Origin of the sequence: Paenibacillus glycanilyticus (assembly GCF_023715145.1) — a bacterium.
Taxonomy (GTDB): Bacteria; Bacillota; Bacilli; order Paenibacillales; family Paenibacillaceae; genus Pristimantibacillus; species Pristimantibacillus glycanilyticus_A.
Window position 1 is genome coordinate 114,386 of the sequence record NZ_JAMBNP010000009.1, and the last position, 17,941, is coordinate 132,326.

The 17,941-nt window shown below is 50.7% G+C and carries 20 protein-coding genes, 1 pseudogene and 1 other annotated feature; all 21 genes and pseudogenes read left to right on the plus strand.

What is annotated here, in order from left to right; all coding sequences use genetic code 11:
• The first annotated feature begins 45 nt into the window (after nt 1–45).
• The 21 genes and pseudogenes from M3194_RS22395 to pheA all read left to right on the plus strand — a co-directional run bounded on the left by M3194_RS22395 (nt 46) and on the right by pheA (nt 17,898).
• Nucleotides 46–288: a DUF4321 domain-containing protein gene (locus tag M3194_RS22395; RefSeq protein WP_132307310.1), complete on the plus strand. Its 243-nt coding sequence runs from the start codon at nt 46–48 to the stop codon at nt 286–288.
• Nucleotides 289–318: 30 nt separating this feature from the next.
• A pseudogene (locus tag M3194_RS22400) lies at nt 319–967 on the plus strand (Maf family protein).
• Between the two features lie 86 nt (nt 968–1,053).
• Nucleotides 1,054–1,740, plus strand: coding sequence for a RadC family protein (gene radC / locus M3194_RS22405; RefSeq protein ID WP_251656313.1), 687 nt, complete (start codon nt 1,054–1,056; stop codon nt 1,738–1,740).
• Nucleotides 1,741–1,781: 41 nt separating this feature from the next.
• The gene (locus tag M3194_RS22410; RefSeq protein WP_251656314.1) at nt 1,782–2,810 is read left to right on the plus strand and encodes a rod shape-determining protein; all 1,029 of its coding nucleotides are present in this window, start codon (nt 1,782–1,784) and stop codon (nt 2,808–2,810) included.
• 87 nt (nt 2,811–2,897) lie between these two features.
• Nucleotides 2,898–3,734, plus strand: a complete 837-nt coding sequence (gene mreC, locus M3194_RS22415) for a rod shape-determining protein MreC (protein WP_285889462.1) — start codon at nt 2,898–2,900, stop codon at nt 3,732–3,734.
• Nucleotides 3,735–3,736: 2 nt separating this feature from the next.
• The gene (mreD, locus tag M3194_RS22420) at nt 3,737–4,270 is read left to right on the plus strand and encodes a rod shape-determining protein MreD (RefSeq protein ID WP_251656316.1); all 534 of its coding nucleotides are present in this window, start codon (nt 3,737–3,739) and stop codon (nt 4,268–4,270) included.
• A gap of 67 nt (nt 4,271–4,337) precedes the next feature.
• A complete protein-coding gene (locus M3194_RS22425; RefSeq protein ID WP_397334374.1) occupies nt 4,338–4,994 on the plus strand; it encodes a septum site-determining protein MinC in 657 nt (218 codons plus the stop codon).
• 12 nt (nt 4,995–5,006) lie between these two features.
• On the plus strand, nt 5,007–5,798 hold the full coding sequence (gene minD, locus M3194_RS22430) for a septum site-determining protein MinD (protein WP_251656317.1): 792 nt from the start codon (nt 5,007–5,009) through the stop codon (nt 5,796–5,798).
• Between the two features lie 7 nt (nt 5,799–5,805).
• Complete coding sequence (locus M3194_RS22435) at nt 5,806–6,954, plus strand: FtsW/RodA/SpoVE family cell cycle protein (protein WP_251656318.1); 1,149 nt, start codon at nt 5,806–5,808, stop codon at nt 6,952–6,954.
• Nucleotides 6,955–7,574: 620 nt separating this feature from the next.
• On the plus strand, nt 7,575–8,555 hold the full coding sequence (locus tag M3194_RS22440; RefSeq protein WP_251656319.1) for a M23 family metallopeptidase: 981 nt from the start codon (nt 7,575–7,577) through the stop codon (nt 8,553–8,555).
• The gene (locus tag M3194_RS22445; RefSeq protein WP_251656320.1) at nt 8,548–9,429 is read left to right on the plus strand and encodes a M50 family metallopeptidase; all 882 of its coding nucleotides are present in this window, start codon (nt 8,548–8,550) and stop codon (nt 9,427–9,429) included. Before M3194_RS22440 ends, M3194_RS22445 begins: the two co-directional genes overlap by 8 nt.
• An 84-nt stretch (nt 9,430–9,513) precedes the next feature.
• Complete coding sequence (locus M3194_RS22450) at nt 9,514–10,764, plus strand: Rne/Rng family ribonuclease (RefSeq protein ID WP_251656321.1); 1,251 nt, start codon at nt 9,514–9,516, stop codon at nt 10,762–10,764.
• A gap of 67 nt (nt 10,765–10,831) precedes the next feature.
• Nucleotides 10,832–10,915 (plus strand) — a sequence feature (ribosomal protein L21 leader region).
• 13 nt (nt 10,916–10,928) lie between these two features.
• On the plus strand, nt 10,929–11,240 hold the full coding sequence (gene rplU / locus M3194_RS22455) for a 50S ribosomal protein L21 (RefSeq protein ID WP_251656322.1): 312 nt from the start codon (nt 10,929–10,931) through the stop codon (nt 11,238–11,240).
• Nucleotides 11,241–11,252: 12 nt separating this feature from the next.
• A complete protein-coding gene (locus M3194_RS22460) occupies nt 11,253–11,588 on the plus strand; it encodes a ribosomal-processing cysteine protease Prp (RefSeq protein ID WP_251656323.1) in 336 nt (111 codons plus the stop codon).
• Between the two features lie 17 nt (nt 11,589–11,605).
• Complete coding sequence (rpmA, locus tag M3194_RS22465) at nt 11,606–11,917, plus strand: 50S ribosomal protein L27 (RefSeq protein ID WP_015845972.1); 312 nt, start codon at nt 11,606–11,608, stop codon at nt 11,915–11,917.
• A 124-nt stretch (nt 11,918–12,041) separates the two neighbouring features.
• Nucleotides 12,042–12,779 (plus strand): Spo0B domain-containing protein, encoded by a 738-nt coding sequence (locus M3194_RS22470; protein ID WP_251656324.1) that lies wholly within the window; start codon nt 12,042–12,044, stop codon nt 12,777–12,779.
• 13 nt (nt 12,780–12,792) lie between these two features.
• Complete coding sequence (gene obgE / locus M3194_RS22475) at nt 12,793–14,112, plus strand: GTPase ObgE (RefSeq protein ID WP_251656325.1); 1,320 nt, start codon at nt 12,793–12,795, stop codon at nt 14,110–14,112.
• A gap of 146 nt (nt 14,113–14,258) precedes the next feature.
• A complete protein-coding gene (locus M3194_RS22480; RefSeq protein ID WP_251656326.1) occupies nt 14,259–14,696 on the plus strand; it encodes an ACT domain-containing protein in 438 nt (145 codons plus the stop codon).
• An 18-nt stretch (nt 14,697–14,714) separates the two neighbouring features.
• A complete protein-coding gene (locus tag M3194_RS22485) occupies nt 14,715–16,001 on the plus strand; it encodes a homoserine dehydrogenase (RefSeq protein ID WP_251656327.1) in 1,287 nt (428 codons plus the stop codon).
• A gap of 53 nt (nt 16,002–16,054) precedes the next feature.
• Nucleotides 16,055–17,029, plus strand: coding sequence for a homoserine kinase (gene thrB / locus M3194_RS22490; protein ID WP_251656328.1), 975 nt, complete (start codon nt 16,055–16,057; stop codon nt 17,027–17,029).
• Complete coding sequence (pheA, locus tag M3194_RS22495; RefSeq protein ID WP_251656329.1) at nt 17,026–17,898, plus strand: prephenate dehydratase; 873 nt, start codon at nt 17,026–17,028, stop codon at nt 17,896–17,898. Before thrB ends, pheA begins: the two co-directional genes overlap by 4 nt.
• The last annotated feature ends 43 nt before the right edge of the window (nt 17,899–17,941 follow it).

Genomic DNA, 17,941 nt, shown 5'->3' on the forward strand with positions numbered 1-17,941 from the left:
TATAATAGAAAACAGGTGTCAATAAATGGCGAGAGGCGTTGAATAATGAAGAAAAACGGCTGGATTTTATTGCTTTTTCTCGTGCTTGGCTTATTGGCGGGTGCACTGGTTGCGCGCTGGCTGGAGCCGGTATCGGGAATTTCATTCTTGACCAAAACAATAGATACAACTTGGTCTCCTGCCGTTGACTTGTACGTACTCAGCCTGGATCTGAATGTACATGTTCAAATTAGTTTATTCAGCATTATTGGCGCTTTAGCCGCTATATGGTTATATCGTAAATTGTAAATTGTAAACCGGACCTGCTAGATGCGGGAAATGAAGGAGCAAGTGGAACGTTTGAGCAAGAATGAATGGGCTAATACGATCAGCCAGCTTGTGCTGGCATCGTCGTCACCGCGCCGGAAGGAACTGGTCGCATCGCTGGGCCTTTCCTTGCCGGTTTATATTTTTGTCTTCGGATGTAGGCGAGTCGGTTCCTTCCGATTGGGCACCTGCCCAGATTGTTGAACAGCTGGCCCTCCGCAAAGCAAATGCAACCGCTGCTATTCTGAGAGAGCGGCAGGAAGAGAAGTCTTCTCTTGTAGTTGGAGCGGACACTATTGTTGTTGTAGACGGTCAGGTGTTAGGCAAGCCCAAGGACCATGACGATGCCTTGTCTATGCTGCGCAGTCTGCAAGGCAGGGAGCATGAAGTCTATACGGGAGTAGCCTGCGTTGTTGCCGATTCCGGCGATGCCGCAGCCGCGCACCGCATGACGAAGGTGTATATGAAGCCGATGTCGGATGAGGTGCTGAAACGGTATATCGCAACCGGTGAACCTGACGATAAAGCGGGTGCGTACGGCATTCAGGGGCTTGGTGCGACTTTAGTCGAGAAGATTGATGGCTGTTACTTTAACGTCGTTGGCTTGCCGGTATCGTTGTTATCGGACATGCTTGCTCAATATGAGATTTATGTTTTCTAGCATTATTTTTCATGAAGTGACTTTGAATTGGACATAACACCAAGTAATGCCATTTTATTTACCCGGAAGGGAAGGCACGGACGGACATGGAGCAAGGCAATCTATTACGAAATGTCCCCCATGAAGAGCGACCAAGAGAACGCATGATGCAATATGGGGCTGAAGCGCTTAGCCATACGGAATTGCTTGCGATTCTGCTGCGTACGGGTACGAAGCGGGAATCAGCCGTGCATTTGGCTGGTAAAATATTGAAAGAATGTGGAAGCTTGCGAAATTTGCTTGATATGAGTATGAGCGAGCTGACTGCAATTAGAGGCATTGGACCGGCGAAAGCGGTCCAGCTGCGGGCCGGTATCGAGCTTGGACGCCGTATCGTAAGGAGCGGGCAAGGTGAGCTCGTGACGGTACGTAAACCGCAGGACGCTGCGAATTATGTGATGGAAGAGCTGCGATATTTGAAGAAGGAGCACTTCGTCTGCCTGTTTCTGAATACGAAGAACCATATTATTGCCCGGGAAACACTATCGGTTGGTACGCTTAATGCGTCGCTTGTTCATCCAAGAGAGGTTTTTCGAGCGGCCGTAAAAGCCGGGAGTGCTTCGATTATTTGTGTTCATAATCATCCGAGCGGAGACCCTATGCCAAGCCCGGAGGACATAGCATTAACGAAGCGTCTTGTGGAGGCCGGTGAGCTGATGGGCATTGAAGTGCTGGATCATCTGGTCATCGGGGATGGAAGGTTTATCAGTTTGAAGGAACATGGTTACATGTAATATAATATGAAGGATTGTCGCAATTAGAAGGGAGCATTAACATGTTTGGTGGTTTTTCGAAAGATTTGGGAATTGATTTGGGTACTGCAAACACGCTCGTATTTGTAAAAGGTAAAGGGATTGTCGTAAGAGAGCCGTCTGTTGTAGCCCTGCGAACTGATACAAAAACGATTGAAGCGGTTGGTGAACAAGCGAAAAAAATGATCGGCAGAACGCCGGGCAATATCCGCGCTGTTCGTCCTATGAAAGACGGCGTTATCGCCGACTTTGAAACTACCGCAACAATGATTAAATATTTCATCCGCTCTGCTCAAAAGCAAAAATCGCTGTTTCCTAAGCATCCTAACGTAATGGTATGCGTACCGTCCGGTATTACGGCAGTAGAGAAACGCGCGGTAGAAGACGCAGCGAAGCAAGCCGGCGCCCGCGAAGCGTACACGATCGAGGAGCCGTTTGCGGCTGCAATCGGTGCGGATCTTCCGGTATGGGAGCCAACGGGCAGCATGGTTGTTGATATCGGCGGCGGTACGACCGAAGTTGCTGTAATTTCGCTTGGCGGCATTGTTACAAGCCGTTCGATCCGTGTAGCAGGCGACGAAATGGATGAAGCGATTATCCAATATATTAAACGTTTCTATAACCTTATGATCGGTGAAAGAACGGCCGAGCAATTGAAAATGGAAATTGGCACGGCGCTTCCGCTGGAACGTTCGGAATCGATCGAAATCCGTGGCCGCGACCTTGTAACGGGCCTGCCTAAGACTTTGCCTATTACTTCGGAAGAAGTTACGGAAGCGCTGATGGACACGGTGAATTCGATTGTTGATGCTGTGAAAATTACGCTCGAGAAATGTCCGCCGGAATTGTCCGCAGACATTATGGACCGCGGTATTGTGCTGACTGGCGGCGGAGCATTGCTTCGTAATCTGGACAAGCTGCTGGCACGCGAGACCGGTATGCCTGTCATTGTCGCGGACAATCCGCTTGACTGCGTGGCTATTGGTACAGGCCGTTCGCTTGACCATATTCATTTGTTCAAAAAAGGCGGATCTTCCCGCTCTAAACGATAATTATTGAACCAGAGCGGTAACGGAACTGGATATGGAACGGGCAGGTGATTAAAACTGTTTAAGCTGCTAAGAAATAAGCGGTTATTTATGCTTATGATCGGATTAATCCTGTTCATTGCGGTTATCGGTTTCTCTCTAAGTGACCGCAAGGAGCTGACTTGGCCCGAAAAGTTTCTCGGAGATTCTGTTGGATTCGCGCAGCAATGGTTCTACAAGCCCGCTGGATTAGTAGCGGGCTTCTTTGAGGACATTCGCGAACTAAAGACGCTCCATGAAGAGAATGAACAGCTGAAATTGACAGCTGCCGCCTATGCGCGGGACAAGATTAATTATAACTTCATCCAGAAGGAAAATGAGCGCTACAAGGAACTGCTTCACTTCACGGATCGGCAGAAAAATATGAATAACTATAAGTATGTCATTGCTCAAGTTATTGCAATCGATAACGATCCTTACAATCATACGATGGTGATTAACCTTGGCTCCAAGAACGGAATTAAACCCAATATGGCTGTAACGACGGTTGACGGGCTTGTTGGCCTGGTCAGCAATGTTCGTCCTTATACGGCTACCGTAACGCCGATTACGGAGCTGGATGATACTTCTCCAACGTCGAACTCCATAGCGGCCACGGTCCTTGGCAGAGAAGACTCGTCCTTTGGCATTGTCGGCAGCTATGACAAAGAAACAGACCGCTTGATCATGACAAAAATCGCCGAGAGCGACAAAATGATCGTAGATGACGTGGTCATCACATCGGGACTTGGCAATGTTTATCCGCGCGGTCTCGTAATAGGTACGGTAGAGACAAGGCAGGTCGGCGATTTTGGCCTTACGCACACAGCCACGATTAAGATGGCAGCCAAATTCGATCATTTGACAGAAGTATTCGTCGTCCAAGTACCGGATTCGGGAGATGAATAACGATGGGCGACAGAGGCATTAACCGTCTCATTCTCGTCATGCTCCTGCTCTTTATTGTGGAAGGCACCATTATGCCATGGCTTATTCCGGCGGAGCTGACCGGGAGAATCGTTCCTCATTTCTTGTTCGTATTTGTCATATTCGCAGCCCTTTACAGCGGCCGGCACCGGGCATTGTTTTTCGGAATCAGCTTCGGCTTCTTGCAGGATATCGTGTATTTCGGACATTTGATGGGCGTTAACGCATTCGCTATGGGACTAATCGGATATTATACCGGCGTGCTGCTGGAACGCCGGCGCAGTACGCTGCTTACCGCTTTATCGGTCGTCGGACTCGGCTCCATCCTGTATGATACGATTGTGTATTTCGTAAATATGGTATTCCGGATTACGAATGAATCGTATGCCTGGGCGCTGATGGACCATATTTTGCCTAGCTTGTTCCTTCAGCTGGTATTCGCGCTTGCCGTATACGTACCGGCAAGGCGTCTCTATGAAAGCCATTTGAAGCTGAATCCGGAGACGGAGGAAGAATAATTTTATAGGCAGAAAGCAGGAATTCGCACACCGCGAAAAGAATGGATTACGTTGGGGAGGGGCAGACGTGACCGAGAAGCAGCATATAATGATTAAAGGTGTCAAGGAAGGTCTCGTGTTCCTTCTCGACGATAAGTGCGAATTCGCCGTTTTATTGGACGAGCTGCAGTATAAGCTGGAGAAAACGCATCAGCAGCTGCTGACCGGCCCTTTGGTTCACGTGCATGTGAAGCTGGGGGAGAGGCAGCTTGGCGAGGATGATAAAGAACGGATTAAATCGGTTATCCGCTCGCAGGGCAATTTGATGGTACAGTCGATTGAGTCGTCTTTTTCAATAATGGATGGAGCTCATGCTGCTCCAGCCGGCCCTCATGTCATTACCGGAATTGTTCGTTCCGGTCAAACGGTCGAGCATGACGGCGACCTGCTGCTGGCAGGGGATTTGAATCCGGGCGGCACAATCTTGTGCAGCGGAGATATATACGTAATGGGCGCATTGAGAGGTGTCGCCCATGCAGGCGTAAACGGCCGGACGGATGTCATTATCGCCGCTTCGCTTATGCGTCCTACCCAGCTTCGAATTGCCGATGTCATCAGCCGTCCTCCGGAAGAATGGATGTCCGGTGACGCAGCCATGGAATTCGCTTATTTGTATGAGGGAAACATGCAGATTGACAAGATGACGCAATTATTCCGTTTACGCAATAATCCGATTAAGGTATAGGGAGTGTTATGCATGGGAGAGGCGATTGTTGTAACATCGGGCAAAGGCGGAGTCGGCAAAACGACTACCTCGGCTAATTTAGGTACGGCACTTGCTTTGCTTGGCAAAAAGGTTTGTATGGTTGATACCGACATCGGATTGCGTAATTTGGATGTTGTAATGGGACTTGAGAATCGCATTATTTATGACCTGATCGATGTAGCCGAAGGTCGCTGCCGTTTGAATCAGGCTTTGATTAAAGACAAGCGCTTTGAAGAACTGTACATGCTGCCTGCTGCCCAGACCAAGGATAAGCAGGATGTGTCGCCGGAGCAAGTTCGGGATATGGTTCTTGAGCTTAAGAAAGATTTTGATTACGTCATTATTGATTGCCCAGCAGGCATCGAGCATGGCTTCCGTAATGCCATTGCAGGCGCAGACCGGGCAATCGTTGTTACAACGCCTGAGAACGCGGCGGTTCGCGATGCTGACCGCGTTATCGGATTACTGGAGAAAGAGCAGATTCCGTCCAAAATTATCATTAACCGGATTCGCCAGAACATGGTGAAGAACGGTGAAATGCTGGATATTGATGAGATATGTCAGGTGCTCGCAGTTGATTTGGTTGGTATCGTGCCGGATGACGAGAAGGTCATCAAGGCTGCGAATGCAGGCGAACCAACCGTTATGGATCCTTCTTCGCGCGCCGCGATTGCTTATCGCAATATTGCCCGCCGAATTCTTGGCGATATGGTGCCGCTTATGCTGCTAGATGAGAAGGCTGGTGCCTTCAAACGTTTCCGCAAGTTTCTTGGAATAGGATGATTGCCTTGTGCTTAACAAACTGAAAAAGATAGACTGGGGAATCGTAGCGATCCTCATCTGCCTGATGGGCATCAGTACCATTCTGGTCAGAAGCGCTACGCATAACAACCCGCTTTATCCCAACTATGATCTGAAAACAGTCGTCTTTTATATAGTCGGTTTTATTATAGCCATCCTGGCAACGGTATTCGATTATCGCATATTGCTGAAAAGCTGGTATGTCTTGTACGGTATCGGCGTTGCACTGCTTATAGCCGTCTTCTTCTTTGGGGCGAACATTAACGGCGCGTCCGGCTGGTTCAAGCTGCCGGGCGGCTTCTTGTTTCAGCCTGCCGAGATCATGAAGATTATCATTATTATCGGCATAGCCTATATAATGGGCAGACGCCAAGGCGATCGGTTGACCTTTATTGAGGATCTGCTTCCGATTGCGGCCTTTGCTTTCCTGCCGTTTCTGCTTGTTATGATTCAGCCTGACCTTGGCAACGCGATTATTTATATCGTTATCGTCCTTGGCATGCTGTGGATTGGCAACGTGAAGTATACGCATGTTCTGGTTGGCCTGACGACGGTAGTTGCAGCCATTGTGCTGTTCGTCTCCTTGTTTACCATGTTCAATACCGAAATCGAGACCTATTTGAAGGATCATAACAAGGAGCACTGGTACAAGCGGATCAACACGTTCCTGGATCCGAGCCAGGCATCAAGCGATGACAAGCACCAATCCGAAAATGCGAAGATTGCGATTGGCTCCGGCGGTCTCAGCGGTGATGGTTATTTGAATGGCGACATGATTAACGGGAAGTTTATTCCTTACCCTTATTCCGACTCCATCTTTGTCGTCATCGGGGAGGAATTTGGCTTCCAGGGCTCAGCGGTTCTGCTGCTCCTGTATTTCTTACTGATATACAGGATGATACTCATCGCTTTCCGATGTTACGATAACCGGGCAGCGTTTATCGTCATCGGGATTGCATCCATGTATGTCTTTCAGATCTTCCAGAATATCGGAATGATGATTGGTCTTATGCCGATCACCGGTATTACGCTGCCGTTCATCAGTTACGGCGGTACATCGCTTATGCTGAACATGCTGTGTATCGGCATATTGTTCAGTATTAACGCCCACCAAGAGAAGTACGAGCTGGCCGAGTAGGCCAGCTTTTTTTCATATGCGGTGGTAGGTTAATAGGCCGCGAACTGCGCATCAAATGTTCTTATTCTTCCGATCGCCATTGCTCGGAGATTCCTTCGGAACAATTCCAATGGATTGGAATCCCCTTGCAAAAGCGAGCATTAAAAGCATTCGGAAAGAAAGCTACTTCGTAAGCATAATCTTTTCTTCTACAGAATCATTTGATGCTCCGCACTTGCCTTTAACCTGCATCTCAAAAAGAGCTGAAGCCATCCGCCCAGCTCGAAGGAGACCACAATGCCCGAGCAGATAAAAACCTGCTCGGCTTTTTTTCGTCCGATTCTAGGCTAAAGCCGAAATGGAGCAGCTCGAATGATTCCGGAAAAGCGGTAGCGTTCGCCTTTGTTCGCCGGATTCCAACATTAAACTTTTTTATTAAAGGAATCCGGGAACAACAGCGATTGGAAGAACATTCGAATGCGCAATGACACAGCTTGTGACATTTTTGATTCTTTCAGCTCGGGCCATTTTGGATTATGCCGCCCCCCGCATACTTGTCGGCTTGGCCACATATTTATGTAGAAGAAGATCTAGGGCTGTGCTTAGGCGGCCGGCTTGTCTTGCGAGAGGGAGGCTATTCGATGAGTAAAAAAGATGGTGTTAAGGAGCGGCGTCAGGAGAAGATCAGACAGCTGATGGAGCAGCAGGAGAAGCAGGCAAAGATATGGCAGCAGCAGGAGCGTTTGCTGGAGCAGAAGCAAGGAATGCCGTCTAAGGTTCGTCCGATAAAGGAGAAGCAAAGCCAGCGGTATGAAGAGGACATGCTGTTTCCTGCACCTTATCCGATGGATGCGGGCGGGGATGAGCTGGATCCGGAAAAGCTGTGGAAAACAAACCCTCATCCGTGGCTCGGCTGGGAATCGGGTGACGGGAAGAACGGGAGATTCAGGCCGGAATATGCCTCGATATACGAGCCGGAAGACGGAGGCAGCGGCCGCAGGCCATTTTTCCGCAATGAATTCAAATGGAAAGCCGTTATTGCCGCCGTTCTGTTCGCCGCCATCTGGGGCGTCTTTCATAATGAGTCGCCGCTTGCGCAGAAGGGACAAACCGTCGTCAAGAACGCCTTGACCGACGAAATGGATTTTACGGCTGTTGCGACCTGGTACAAGGAAACGTTTGCCGGCGCCCCTTCCTTTATTCCGATATTTAATAACGACCCAAAGGAAGCGCAATCGGCTAACGGTTCGGTAGAGCTGCCCGTTGTATCTCCTCTGCCTGACGGCGCCATTGTCCGTACATACGCTGAGCTGCTGAACGGCATTGAGCTGGCTGGTTCGTCGAAAGAGGAAGTGTCAGCTATTGAGACGGGAAGAGTTCTCGTCGTATCTGAAGCTGAGAACGGCAACGGCTTTACGGTGGTCATAGAGCATGCGAACGGCCGCTCATCTGTCTATGGCAAGCTTGGCGCAGCAACCGTGAAACCGGAGGACTGGGTTGAAGCGGGCGACGCGATAGGGGCTCTGCGAGAGACAACAGGTGAGGAGCCAAGCCTTTTATACTTTGCCGTAAGGCAAAATAACCAATACGTCGATCCTGTGGGCGTGATTCCGATTGATTAAATGGAAGGGCATCCGCTGGTCGGTTCATCCGCTGTTTGTGCTTGTCATGATTGGCTCTGTTATGACCGGCTATTTCGCCGAGCTCTTCACGTTGTTTCTAATCGTCCTGGTCCATGAGATTGGACATGTAGTTGTCGCGAGAAGCTTTGACCTGACGGTACGCGAGGTGAAGCTTCTTCCCTTTGGCGGGGTTGCAGAGATTGAAGATGCGGGCAGCATTCCCGCGGGACAGGATGCGCTTATCGCCATTGCCGGCCCCCTTCAGAATGTGTGGATGGGTCTTGCCGCCTGGGGCTGCGGGCAGCTTGGCTGGTGGGATCCGGAATGGGCCGCTTATGTCTGGCAGGCAAATCTCATGATTGCCTTATTTAACCTATTGCCTATTTATCCCCTGGATGGAGGCAAGCTGCTGCAGGCTGCCTTCAGCTACGGCTTTAATTATTATTCCATGATGAAATGGACATCCCGGATCAGCATTGTTCTTAGTTTCCTTATGATCGGTTACGCTTTATCCACCGCGTTCCGCCCGGATGCCGGCATCCAGCTTAATCTGCTCGTTGTAGGCTTGTTCCTGCTTCTGACGAATTGGACGTATTACCGGAACATTCCGTATTTATTTGTACGTTTCCTGATGCACAGGGACCGCGTTGCTGTCCGTACCATTGCACGGGGCGCCCTCGCCCGACCAATAATTGTAAATTTAAAGCAACCAATTATTGGTGTTGTCCGTCTATTATGGCGTGAACAGTACCATCTGATTTATTTGATGGAGCTGGAAGGCCGGATCGTCAAGGTTGTTCCCGAGAAAGAAGTCGTGGACCGCTATTTAACGGAGCGCGATCCCAATCGCGCTGTCATCGAGCTTTTTCAATAGAGGTAAAATAGACCACTTTTTCGAGCAGGCACCTTGGTGGTAGAATAGAGTGATGACAAAAAGTAAGGCGGTTGATATTCGGGAATGAAGCGGATGTTAATGCACGGACATGGCGAGCTGCTGCAGACCGCCGTGTTATTGAACGGGCGGTTAATCGATTTTTATATGGAACAGTCGGAGAGCAGCGGATTAGTCGGCAATGTATACAAGGGACGAGTTGTTAATGTACTGCCGGGCATGCAGGCCGCTTTTGTAGATATTGGTCTGGGTAAAAATGCGTTTCTATACATAGATGATCTGCTGCATCCGCATTTGGAGAAACAGCCCGAGCAAAAGCCCTCTATCACGGAGCTAGTGAAGCCAGGACAGGAATTGGTTGTGCAAGTCATGAAGGAGCCCATGGGCAGCAAAGGAGCGCGTGTGACCACGCATTTCACTCTGCCTGGCCGGTGGCTTGTGTTTATGCCGATAGCCGGATACGTCGGAGTATCCAAAAAGATAATGGCCGAAAGCGAACGCTCGCGGATCCGGATGATTGGGGAACAGCTGCGGCAGGGCGAGGAAGGGATCATCATGCGCACTGCGGCGGAAGGCGAATCGCAAGAGTCGCTGGGGACGGACGTTGATCAGCTGCGCCAGCTTTGGACAAGCGTCATGCAGCGTTCAGTTACCGCGAAAGCCCCGGCAGAGCTTCATCGCGAGGCTGGCCTGCTGCGGCGCGCGGTAAGGGATACGCTGACTGACGATATCGACGAGGTATGGCTGGATGATGCTTCCCGTTCGAGCGAAGCGGTATCCCTGCTGAAAGAAATGACCCCTCATCTGGCGGGACGGCTGAAGCTGTTTGATGCGCGGAAGGAAAAGGTTTCTTTATTCGACCGTTTCCGGGTGACCGAACAGATTGAAGCGGCTTTTCAGACCCGCATCCGTCTGGAGAGCGGAGGCTCTCTCGTATGGGATGAAACGGAGGCGCTGACGGTCATTGACGTAAATACGGCTAAATATACGGGCGCGATCGGCCTCGAAGACACGGTGTTCCGAACGAATATGGAAGCGGCGGACGAGATTGCCAGGTTGCTGCGGATTCGCGATGTTGGCGGCATCATCATTATTGATTTTATTGATATGGAGAACGAGTCCAACCGCGAGAGGGTCATGGCCCGTCTATCGGATTGGGCGAAGAAGGACCGGACCAAATGCACCGTATTTGGTTGGACAAGGCTTGGCCTGCTTGAACTGACAAGACGGAAAGCAAGGGACAACGCGGCACGGCAATTAAGCGGGCGCTGCCCGGCATGCGGTGGCACAGGGAAAAAATCTTCCATACATCTGTAGGTTATAGTTGATTGATTGGGCTGCGTGTGATAGAATGTTCTAGTATGTCTCATCCTATAACTGTGTGGACATGCATGAACCGCTCCAATCGGGTTTAAGAGCAGCAGCTTTTGGCTGCGGCCACCTGGATTAGGCGAGTCTTCGACAATAAGGAGGTGCAACTCATGTTCGCAATTATCGAAACTGGCGGCAAGCAATACAAAGTTCAAGAGGGCGATGTAATCTACATCGAAAAACTGAACGCAAACGAAGGCGAAAGCGTAACGTTTGATCGTGTATTGGCAGTATCTAACGGCGAAGGTCTCGTAACTGGTACTCCAGTTGTTTCCGGCGCTACTGTTTCTGGCAAAATCGAGAAACAAGGTAAAGGCCAAAAGATCATCGTTTACAAATACAAAGCCAAAAAGAACTACCGCCGCAAGCAAGGCCATCGTCAACCGTTCACGAAAGTAACAATCGAGAAAATCCAAGCGTAAGAGGACTTTCTTATGATAACTGTTACAGTCGAACGTAGAGCCGCTGACAGACGGATTGTATCATTTGCGATCTCCGGACACGCTAAATATGCAGACCGCGGCAAGGATATCATCTGCGCCGGGGTATCGGCCGTTTCGGTCGGAACCGTCAATGCTATCGAAGCGTTGTCGAACGTGGTACTGCCGGCTTCGATGAAGAATGGATGGCTTTCGTCAGACATTCCGGAGCAGCCGGATAAGGAAACGGACGACAAGGTACAGCTGTTGCTCGAATCGATGGTCGTTATGCTCGGTACAATCTCAAAAACTTACGGTAAATACGTCGTAATTCATGAACAACTTCTTTAAAGAAGGAGGGAAACACCATGTTGAAATTAGATCTTCAGCTTTTCGCATCGAAGAAAGGTGTAGGTTCTACAAAGAACGGCCGCGACAGCCATTCGAAACGTCTTGGCGCTAAACGCGCTGACGGTCAAGTCGTATCCGCTGGCAGCATCTTGTTCCGCCAACGCGGTACTAAGATTCACCCAGGTACAAACGTGGGTATCGGTAAAGACGACACGCTTTTCGCACTGGTTGAAGGCGTTGTTAAGTTCGAACGTTTGGGACGCGATCGCAAAAAAGTGAGCGTGTACCCTGTTGATCTGGCTCCGGTAGCCGCAGCAGTAGAAGCTTAATAGCAACAAGTGCCCCGGCCTGATGAACAGGCCGGGGTTTTTGTTTGTTTAGACCTTTCGGCTGCCGCAATCGCATGCTATACTGGTTTAGCTAGGAAACAAGCAGAAAGTGGGAACGATCAGGATGGATCGCATTAGAATGGCGAGACAGTCGGCAGCGGCTTCCGTTGTGCTGCCAGGTGCGGCTGTGCTCATTTGGCCTTCTTCGGTATGGCTGGTTGCACTTTTTCTCTTATGGACAGTAGCAGTTGCGGTATTATGGATCAAGACGGAACGCAAAGAGCAGGAGCAGCGGCTGGCGCGGACCGTGCAGATGCTGCAGACAGCAAGCATCAAGACACTAAATCATCATCGGCATGACTGGATGAATGATCTTCAAGTATTGTTCGGCTACATACGGATGAACAAGCTGGATAAAACCGTGGAATACGTGGAGAAGATAAGGGTTAGAATGACGGAGGAGAGCCAGATTGCAAAGCTTGGCGTCCCTTCACTGATCAGCTATATTCAATCTTTCCGCACCTTGACCAATGCCATGCAGCTTCAGGTAAAGATGGATGACAGCATCCACTTGAACGAGCTGGAGGATGGCGGACGGGCTATCGCGGAATCGATCATCAGCCTGATCAATGCCTACAGATTCTCCGTGAAGACAGGGTACGGCGATCCGGCTTCACTTACGTTAAAGCTCTCCAGAGATGAGGAGATGCTGATTGTAGCTTTTTATTACGAGGGCGACTTAACCAGCGAGCAGCAGCTTGCGGATAAAATAAAACAGCAGTTGGAAGGCGCGTCTCTATTGCCGGTCGATGTGGAGCATCCGCAGCGGGAATTGGTGTTAAAAGCGGAATGGCGCGCTTGAACGGGGGCAAAACATGTTTGTCGATAAAGCGAAGATATTTGTAAAAGGCGGCAACGGAGGCAACGGGATCGTCTCCTACCGCCGCGAGAAATACGTGCCGGAGGGCGGACCAGCCGGCGGCGACGGCGGAAATGGCGGTGACGTTATTTTCCGGGTGGACGAAGGCCTGAGGACGCTTATGGATTTCCGTTATCAAAAGCATTTCAAAGGACCGGCGGGCGAGCGCGGCAAGGTGAAATCGATGCATGGCGCGAGTGCTGACGATATGATCGTTCGCATTCCGCCAGGAACCGTGATTGTGGACGACGATTCTCAGGAGATTATCGCCGATATGACGCGACACGGGCAAGAAGTAGTCGTTGCGCGCGGCGGCCGAGGCGGCCGTGGCAACATCCGGTTCGCTACGATCAATAATCCTGCTCCGGATATTTGCGAGAACGGTGAAGAAGGCGAAGAGCGCTGGGTTACTCTGGAGCTTAAAGTCATGGCGGACGTTGGTCTTGTCGGCTTCCCTAGCGTAGGCAAGTCGACGCTTCTGTCGGTTGTGTCCGGCGCTAAGCCAAAGATTGGCGCTTATCACTTTACGACGATTACTCCTAACCTCGGCGTTGTTGACGTCGGCGACGGACGCAGCTTCGTAATGGCTGACCTTCCCGGCTTGATCGAAGGGGCTCATGAAGGCGTTGGACTTGGCCATGAATTCTTGCGGCATGTTGAGCGGACGAGAGTTATCGTCCATGTGCTGGATATCGCGGGAACGGAAGGCCGCGATCCGTTCGAGGATTGGGTCAAAATCAACGATGAGCTCGTGAAATACAACGAGAAGCTTGCGGAGCGTCCGCAGATCATCGCAGCCAACAAGATGGATATGCCGGAGGCGGCCGATAATCTGGAACTGTTCAAGCAGCAGCTGGAAGAGGTGCGCGGAGACCGGGAATACATCATTGTTCCGATTTCGTCGCTCACGAAGCAAGGCGTTCAGGAGCTTCTCTATAAAGCGGCCGATACGCTTGACTCCGTTCCGGAGGAAGTATCGATTGAAGAAGTGAAGGATGTCGCGGAGCGGAAAGTATTCACGTTCGAGAAACGCGAGGATGACAGCTTCACGATTCACCGCGAAGACGAGATCTTCATCGTGAAGGGCACGAGAATCGAGAACTATCTGAAGCGTATGAACATGAATTCGTACGATGCGATTATGCGCTTTGCGCAGCTCATGCGGAAGATGGGCGTTGATGCCGCTCTCCGCCGTGAAGGCGCTAGAGACGGGGATACGGTTCAAATTGCCGACTTCACGTTCGAATTCTTCGAAGGCAGCGATTATAACGGTTAATGAAATAGAGCAAATAGACGGTAAAGGCGGCCTTTGGCCGTCTTTTTTACATAGAAAGCATCGCAGTTACCTATTGCCGCATCCAGCATATTCCGATATAATGTCCATTATAGAAGAACAACTGTCTTTGTAGGGAGGACGAAATAGTGACGCAACGTTATTATGTCGTTCGTGAGGATATGCTCCCGGAGGCGATCCTGAAGACCATCCAGGTGAAAGAGATGCTTTCACGCGGCGAGGCGTCGACGGTGCATGAGGCGGTAGAGAAAGTAGGGCTTAGCCGAAGCGCTTTTTACAAGTATAAAGACGGCGTATACGGCCTTCATGAGCTGGAACGTGAACGGATCGTAACCATTTCGATGGATTTGGAGCATCGATCCGGTGTATTATCTAAGGTATTGAGTCTTGTGGCAAGCCTAGAGGGGAATGTGCTGACCATGAACCAGACGATTCCGCTGCAGGGTTTTGCCAATGTGGTCATATCTGTGGATATATCACAGCTGAATGAAGAACTGACAACGCTTATTGAAGTTATTCGCAGCCAGGAAGGCGTGCGCAAAGCTGCCGTTATCGGACAAGGTTGATTAGATGGAGGGAATTGTATGAAGCCAGTGAAGGTAGGTTTGCTTGGTCTCGGTACTGTCGGGACTGGTGTAGTGCGTATTGTGGAAGGACACCAGGAAGATTTGCAAAGCCAGGTCGGATCCCCGATCGTCATTGAGAAAATTCTTGTTCAAAATAAAGCGAAATCCCGCAGCATTTCGATCGATTCGTCCAAGCTGACGGAAGATCCGTGGGAGATCATCAGCAATCCGGATATCGATGTGATCGTTGAAGTCATGGGCGGAATCGGATCGACGAAGGAATATATTATGGAGGCACTCTCCCGCGGCAAGCATGTCGTTACCGCGAACAAGGACTTGATGGCGCTCCATGGCCCGGAAATTCTGGCGAAGGCGCAGGAGCATGGCTGCGATGTGTACTATGAAGCCAGCGTCGCGGGCGGCATCCCGATTATCCGTACACTGGTGGAAGGCTTCTCTTCCGACCGCATCACGAAGATCATGGGGATCGTGAACGGCACGACGAACTACATTCTGTCGAAGATGAGTCTGGAAGGCGCATCTTATGATGATGTATTGAAGGAAGCGCAAGAGCTTGGCTACGCGGAATCGGATCCGACTTCCGATGTGGAGGGCCTTGACGCCGCACGCAAGATGACGATTCTCGCAACGCTTGGCTTCCGTGCAAAGGTTGCGCTTGAAGATGTCTCCGTGCAGGGCATGTCCAAGGTATCGAAAGAAGATATCCTGTACGCTAAGCGTCTGGGCTATGAAGTGAAGCTGCTGGGTATCGCGGAACGTCAGGATGACCAGTTCAGCATCAGCGTTCAACCAACCATGGTGAAGAAATCGCATCCGATTGCATCCGTTAACGGTGTGTACAATGCCGTCTACGTGTATGGCGAAGCAGTAGGCGAGACGATGTTCTACGGTCCTGGCGCGGGTGAACTGCCTACAGCGACTTCCATTGTTTCCGACCTTGTAGCGGTTGTAAAAAACCTTAAGCTTGGCGTTAACGGCAAGCAAAGCGTATTGACATACAAAGAGAAGAAGCTCAAGACAGACGAGCAGATCTCTTCGAAATATTTCCTGCTGCTGCATGTAGATGACCGCGCCGGCGTGCTCGCTCAGATTACGCAAATCTTCGCCGAATACGAAGTTAGTCTTGAATCGGTGCTGCAGCAGCCTAATCCGAACAATCCGGATGCTGAAATTATCGTTATTACCCATGATGCGAATAAAGCTGCTATCCAGAAGGTGCTGCAGAAATTCGGTTCGCTGGACGTTATCCGCAAGGTGAAGAGCGTCTACCGCGTAGAAGGATAATCTGACCTCGAGCTTGAATGATTGCAAAAGCAAATAAAGGAGCTTTATCCGTCATGAATAATCGTCGAGTAATTGTGAAAGTGCCGGCCAGCACCGCAAATCTGGGTCCTGGCTTCGATACGCTTGGGATGGCGCTTTCGTTATACGCCTGGATCGAGATGTCGGCAGCGGAAACCACGACATTCCGTTTGTACGGCGATCAGATGCAAGGCATTCCAACTGATAAATCGAATCTGCTCTACGAAGTTGCCCAGCTTGTTTTCGAAGAAGCGGGGGTAAGCATTCCGGAGCTGGACATTGCGATGTACAGCGATATTCCTCTAACAAGAGGTCTTGGCAGCAGTGCTTCTGCTATCGTTGGAGCGCTGGTGTCCGCGAATGCGCTGATTGGCAGCCCGCTGACCGATCATAAGCTGTTCCAGCTTGCTACCAAGCTGGAAGGGCATCCTGACAATGTTGGCGCCTCCTTGTACGGCGGTATCGTTGTGTCCGCCTGGGATGGCGAGCGTGCAGACTATGTTCGCCTTGAGCCGCATGCGAAGCTCGAGACGCTTGTGGCGATCCCGGCTTTCCAGCTGTCGACGGAAAAGGCGCGCCATGCGCTGCCTTCGCAGATCAGCATGGCTGACGCGGTCTTTAACGTAGGGTGCAGTTCTCTGCTAGTGGCAGCACTGGCGAGCGGCGAGCTTGGACTTATCCGCCATGCGATGCGCGACCGGCTGCATCAGCCGTACCGTGCGCCGCTTATTCCGGGCATGTCCACCATTTTGGAGAATGCCGCGGATTACGGAGCGCTTGGTGCCGCATTGAGCGGAGCGGGCCCTACCCTTATTGCGTTTGTTGATGCGGACGGCAAGAATAAGCCGGAGCTGGAGCAATTTTTGCTTGCGACCCTGAAGCAGGAAGGCATCGAAGCGGAGACCATGTGGTTGAAGCCAAGCGCTGAAGGTCCGGTCATTACGGTGGAGGATGCGGCAAGCCCTGCTCTCGGCCTTATGGAGCGGATAAAAGGAGAAGTTGTACGATGAAGACAATTGCAGTATTGCCTGCGGGCTCCGTCTCGGATGAAGCGGTCAAGCGGCTGTTCGCCGGAGAACCAATGAATTGGAAGCATCACCGTCTGATCGCCGACGTATTTATGTCGACCGTTAACGGTGTCAGCGATTATAGCGTTGTCCCTATTGAGAATACCATTGAAGGTTCCGTTAATCTTCATGTGGACTGGCTAGTTCATGAAGTGGAATTGCCGATTCAGGCAGAATGGGTTTACCCTTCCATTCAGAATTTAATAGGCCGAAGCTCGGAAGCAGCCGGAGAAGACGGTACGATTGATTTCAGCAAGATCAAGAAAGTGATTAGCCATCCCGTTGCTATTGCGCAGTGCCTCCAGTTCCTGCGCAGCGAGCTTCCGCACGCCGAGATTGAAACGGCGGGAAGCACATCGGAAGGCGTTAAGATCGTGAAGGAGAATCCCGGCGAAGGCTGGGCGGCGATTGGTACGATGACCGCAGCCGGCAATAACGGTCTCGATGTATTAGGGCAAGGGATTACGGATCACGATAACAACTTTACCCGGTTCCTGCTTGTAGGCCGCGAGCCATTCACGGCACGTCAATCCGACAAGCAAAAAACAAGCATCCTAATTACGCTGCCGGAGGACTATCCGGGCGCGCTTCATCAAGTGCTTGCCGCGTTTGCATGGCGGAAGATCAACTTGTCGAAGATTGAGTCACGCCCGACGAAGAAAAAGCTGGGCAATTATTATTTTTATATCGATATCGATATGGCGCTGGATACGGTACTCCTGCCTTCGGCGCTTGAAGAGATTGAGGCGCTTGGATGCCAGGTCCGCATTCTTGGCAGTTACCCGAGCTTTACTTACGAACAGCTTATCTAATAATGAATTAGCGTTGTCCTTCATGGGCAGCGCTATTTTTTTT

Excerpts from the sequence above, each read along its gene's own strand:
- M3194_RS22485 (WP_251656327.1), top strand. The coding sequence starts at position 14,715 with ATGAAGCCAGTGAAGGTAGGTTTGCTTGGTCTCGGTACTGTCGGGACT.
- mreC (WP_285889462.1), top strand. The coding sequence starts at position 2,898 with ATGCTTATGATCGGATTAATCCTGTTCATTGCGGTTATCGGTTTCTCT.
- radC (WP_251656313.1), top strand. The coding sequence starts at position 1,054 with ATGGAGCAAGGCAATCTATTACGAAATGTCCCCCATGAAGAGCGACCA.
- M3194_RS22410 (WP_251656314.1), top strand. The coding sequence starts at position 1,782 with ATGTTTGGTGGTTTTTCGAAAGATTTGGGAATTGATTTGGGTACTGCA.
- M3194_RS22450 (WP_251656321.1), top strand. The coding sequence starts at position 9,514 with ATGAAGCGGATGTTAATGCACGGACATGGCGAGCTGCTGCAGACCGCC.
- pheA (WP_251656329.1), top strand. The coding sequence starts at position 17,026 with ATGAAGACAATTGCAGTATTGCCTGCGGGCTCCGTCTCGGATGAAGCG.
- rplU (WP_251656322.1), top strand. The coding sequence starts at position 10,929 with ATGTTCGCAATTATCGAAACTGGCGGCAAGCAATACAAAGTTCAAGAG.
- M3194_RS22440 (WP_251656319.1), top strand. The coding sequence starts at position 7,575 with ATGAGTAAAAAAGATGGTGTTAAGGAGCGGCGTCAGGAGAAGATCAGA.
- minD (WP_251656317.1), top strand. The coding sequence starts at position 5,007 with ATGGGAGAGGCGATTGTTGTAACATCGGGCAAAGGCGGAGTCGGCAAA.
- obgE (WP_251656325.1), top strand. The coding sequence starts at position 12,793 with ATGTTTGTCGATAAAGCGAAGATATTTGTAAAAGGCGGCAACGGAGGC.
- rpmA (WP_015845972.1), top strand. The coding sequence starts at position 11,606 with ATGTTGAAATTAGATCTTCAGCTTTTCGCATCGAAGAAAGGTGTAGGT.
- M3194_RS22460 (WP_251656323.1), top strand. The coding sequence starts at position 11,253 with ATGATAACTGTTACAGTCGAACGTAGAGCCGCTGACAGACGGATTGTA.
- mreD (WP_251656316.1), top strand. The coding sequence starts at position 3,737 with ATGGGCGACAGAGGCATTAACCGTCTCATTCTCGTCATGCTCCTGCTC.
- thrB (WP_251656328.1), top strand. The coding sequence starts at position 16,055 with ATGAATAATCGTCGAGTAATTGTGAAAGTGCCGGCCAGCACCGCAAAT.
- M3194_RS22395 (WP_132307310.1), top strand. The coding sequence starts at position 46 with ATGAAGAAAAACGGCTGGATTTTATTGCTTTTTCTCGTGCTTGGCTTA.
- M3194_RS22470 (WP_251656324.1), top strand. The coding sequence starts at position 12,042 with ATGGATCGCATTAGAATGGCGAGACAGTCGGCAGCGGCTTCCGTTGTG.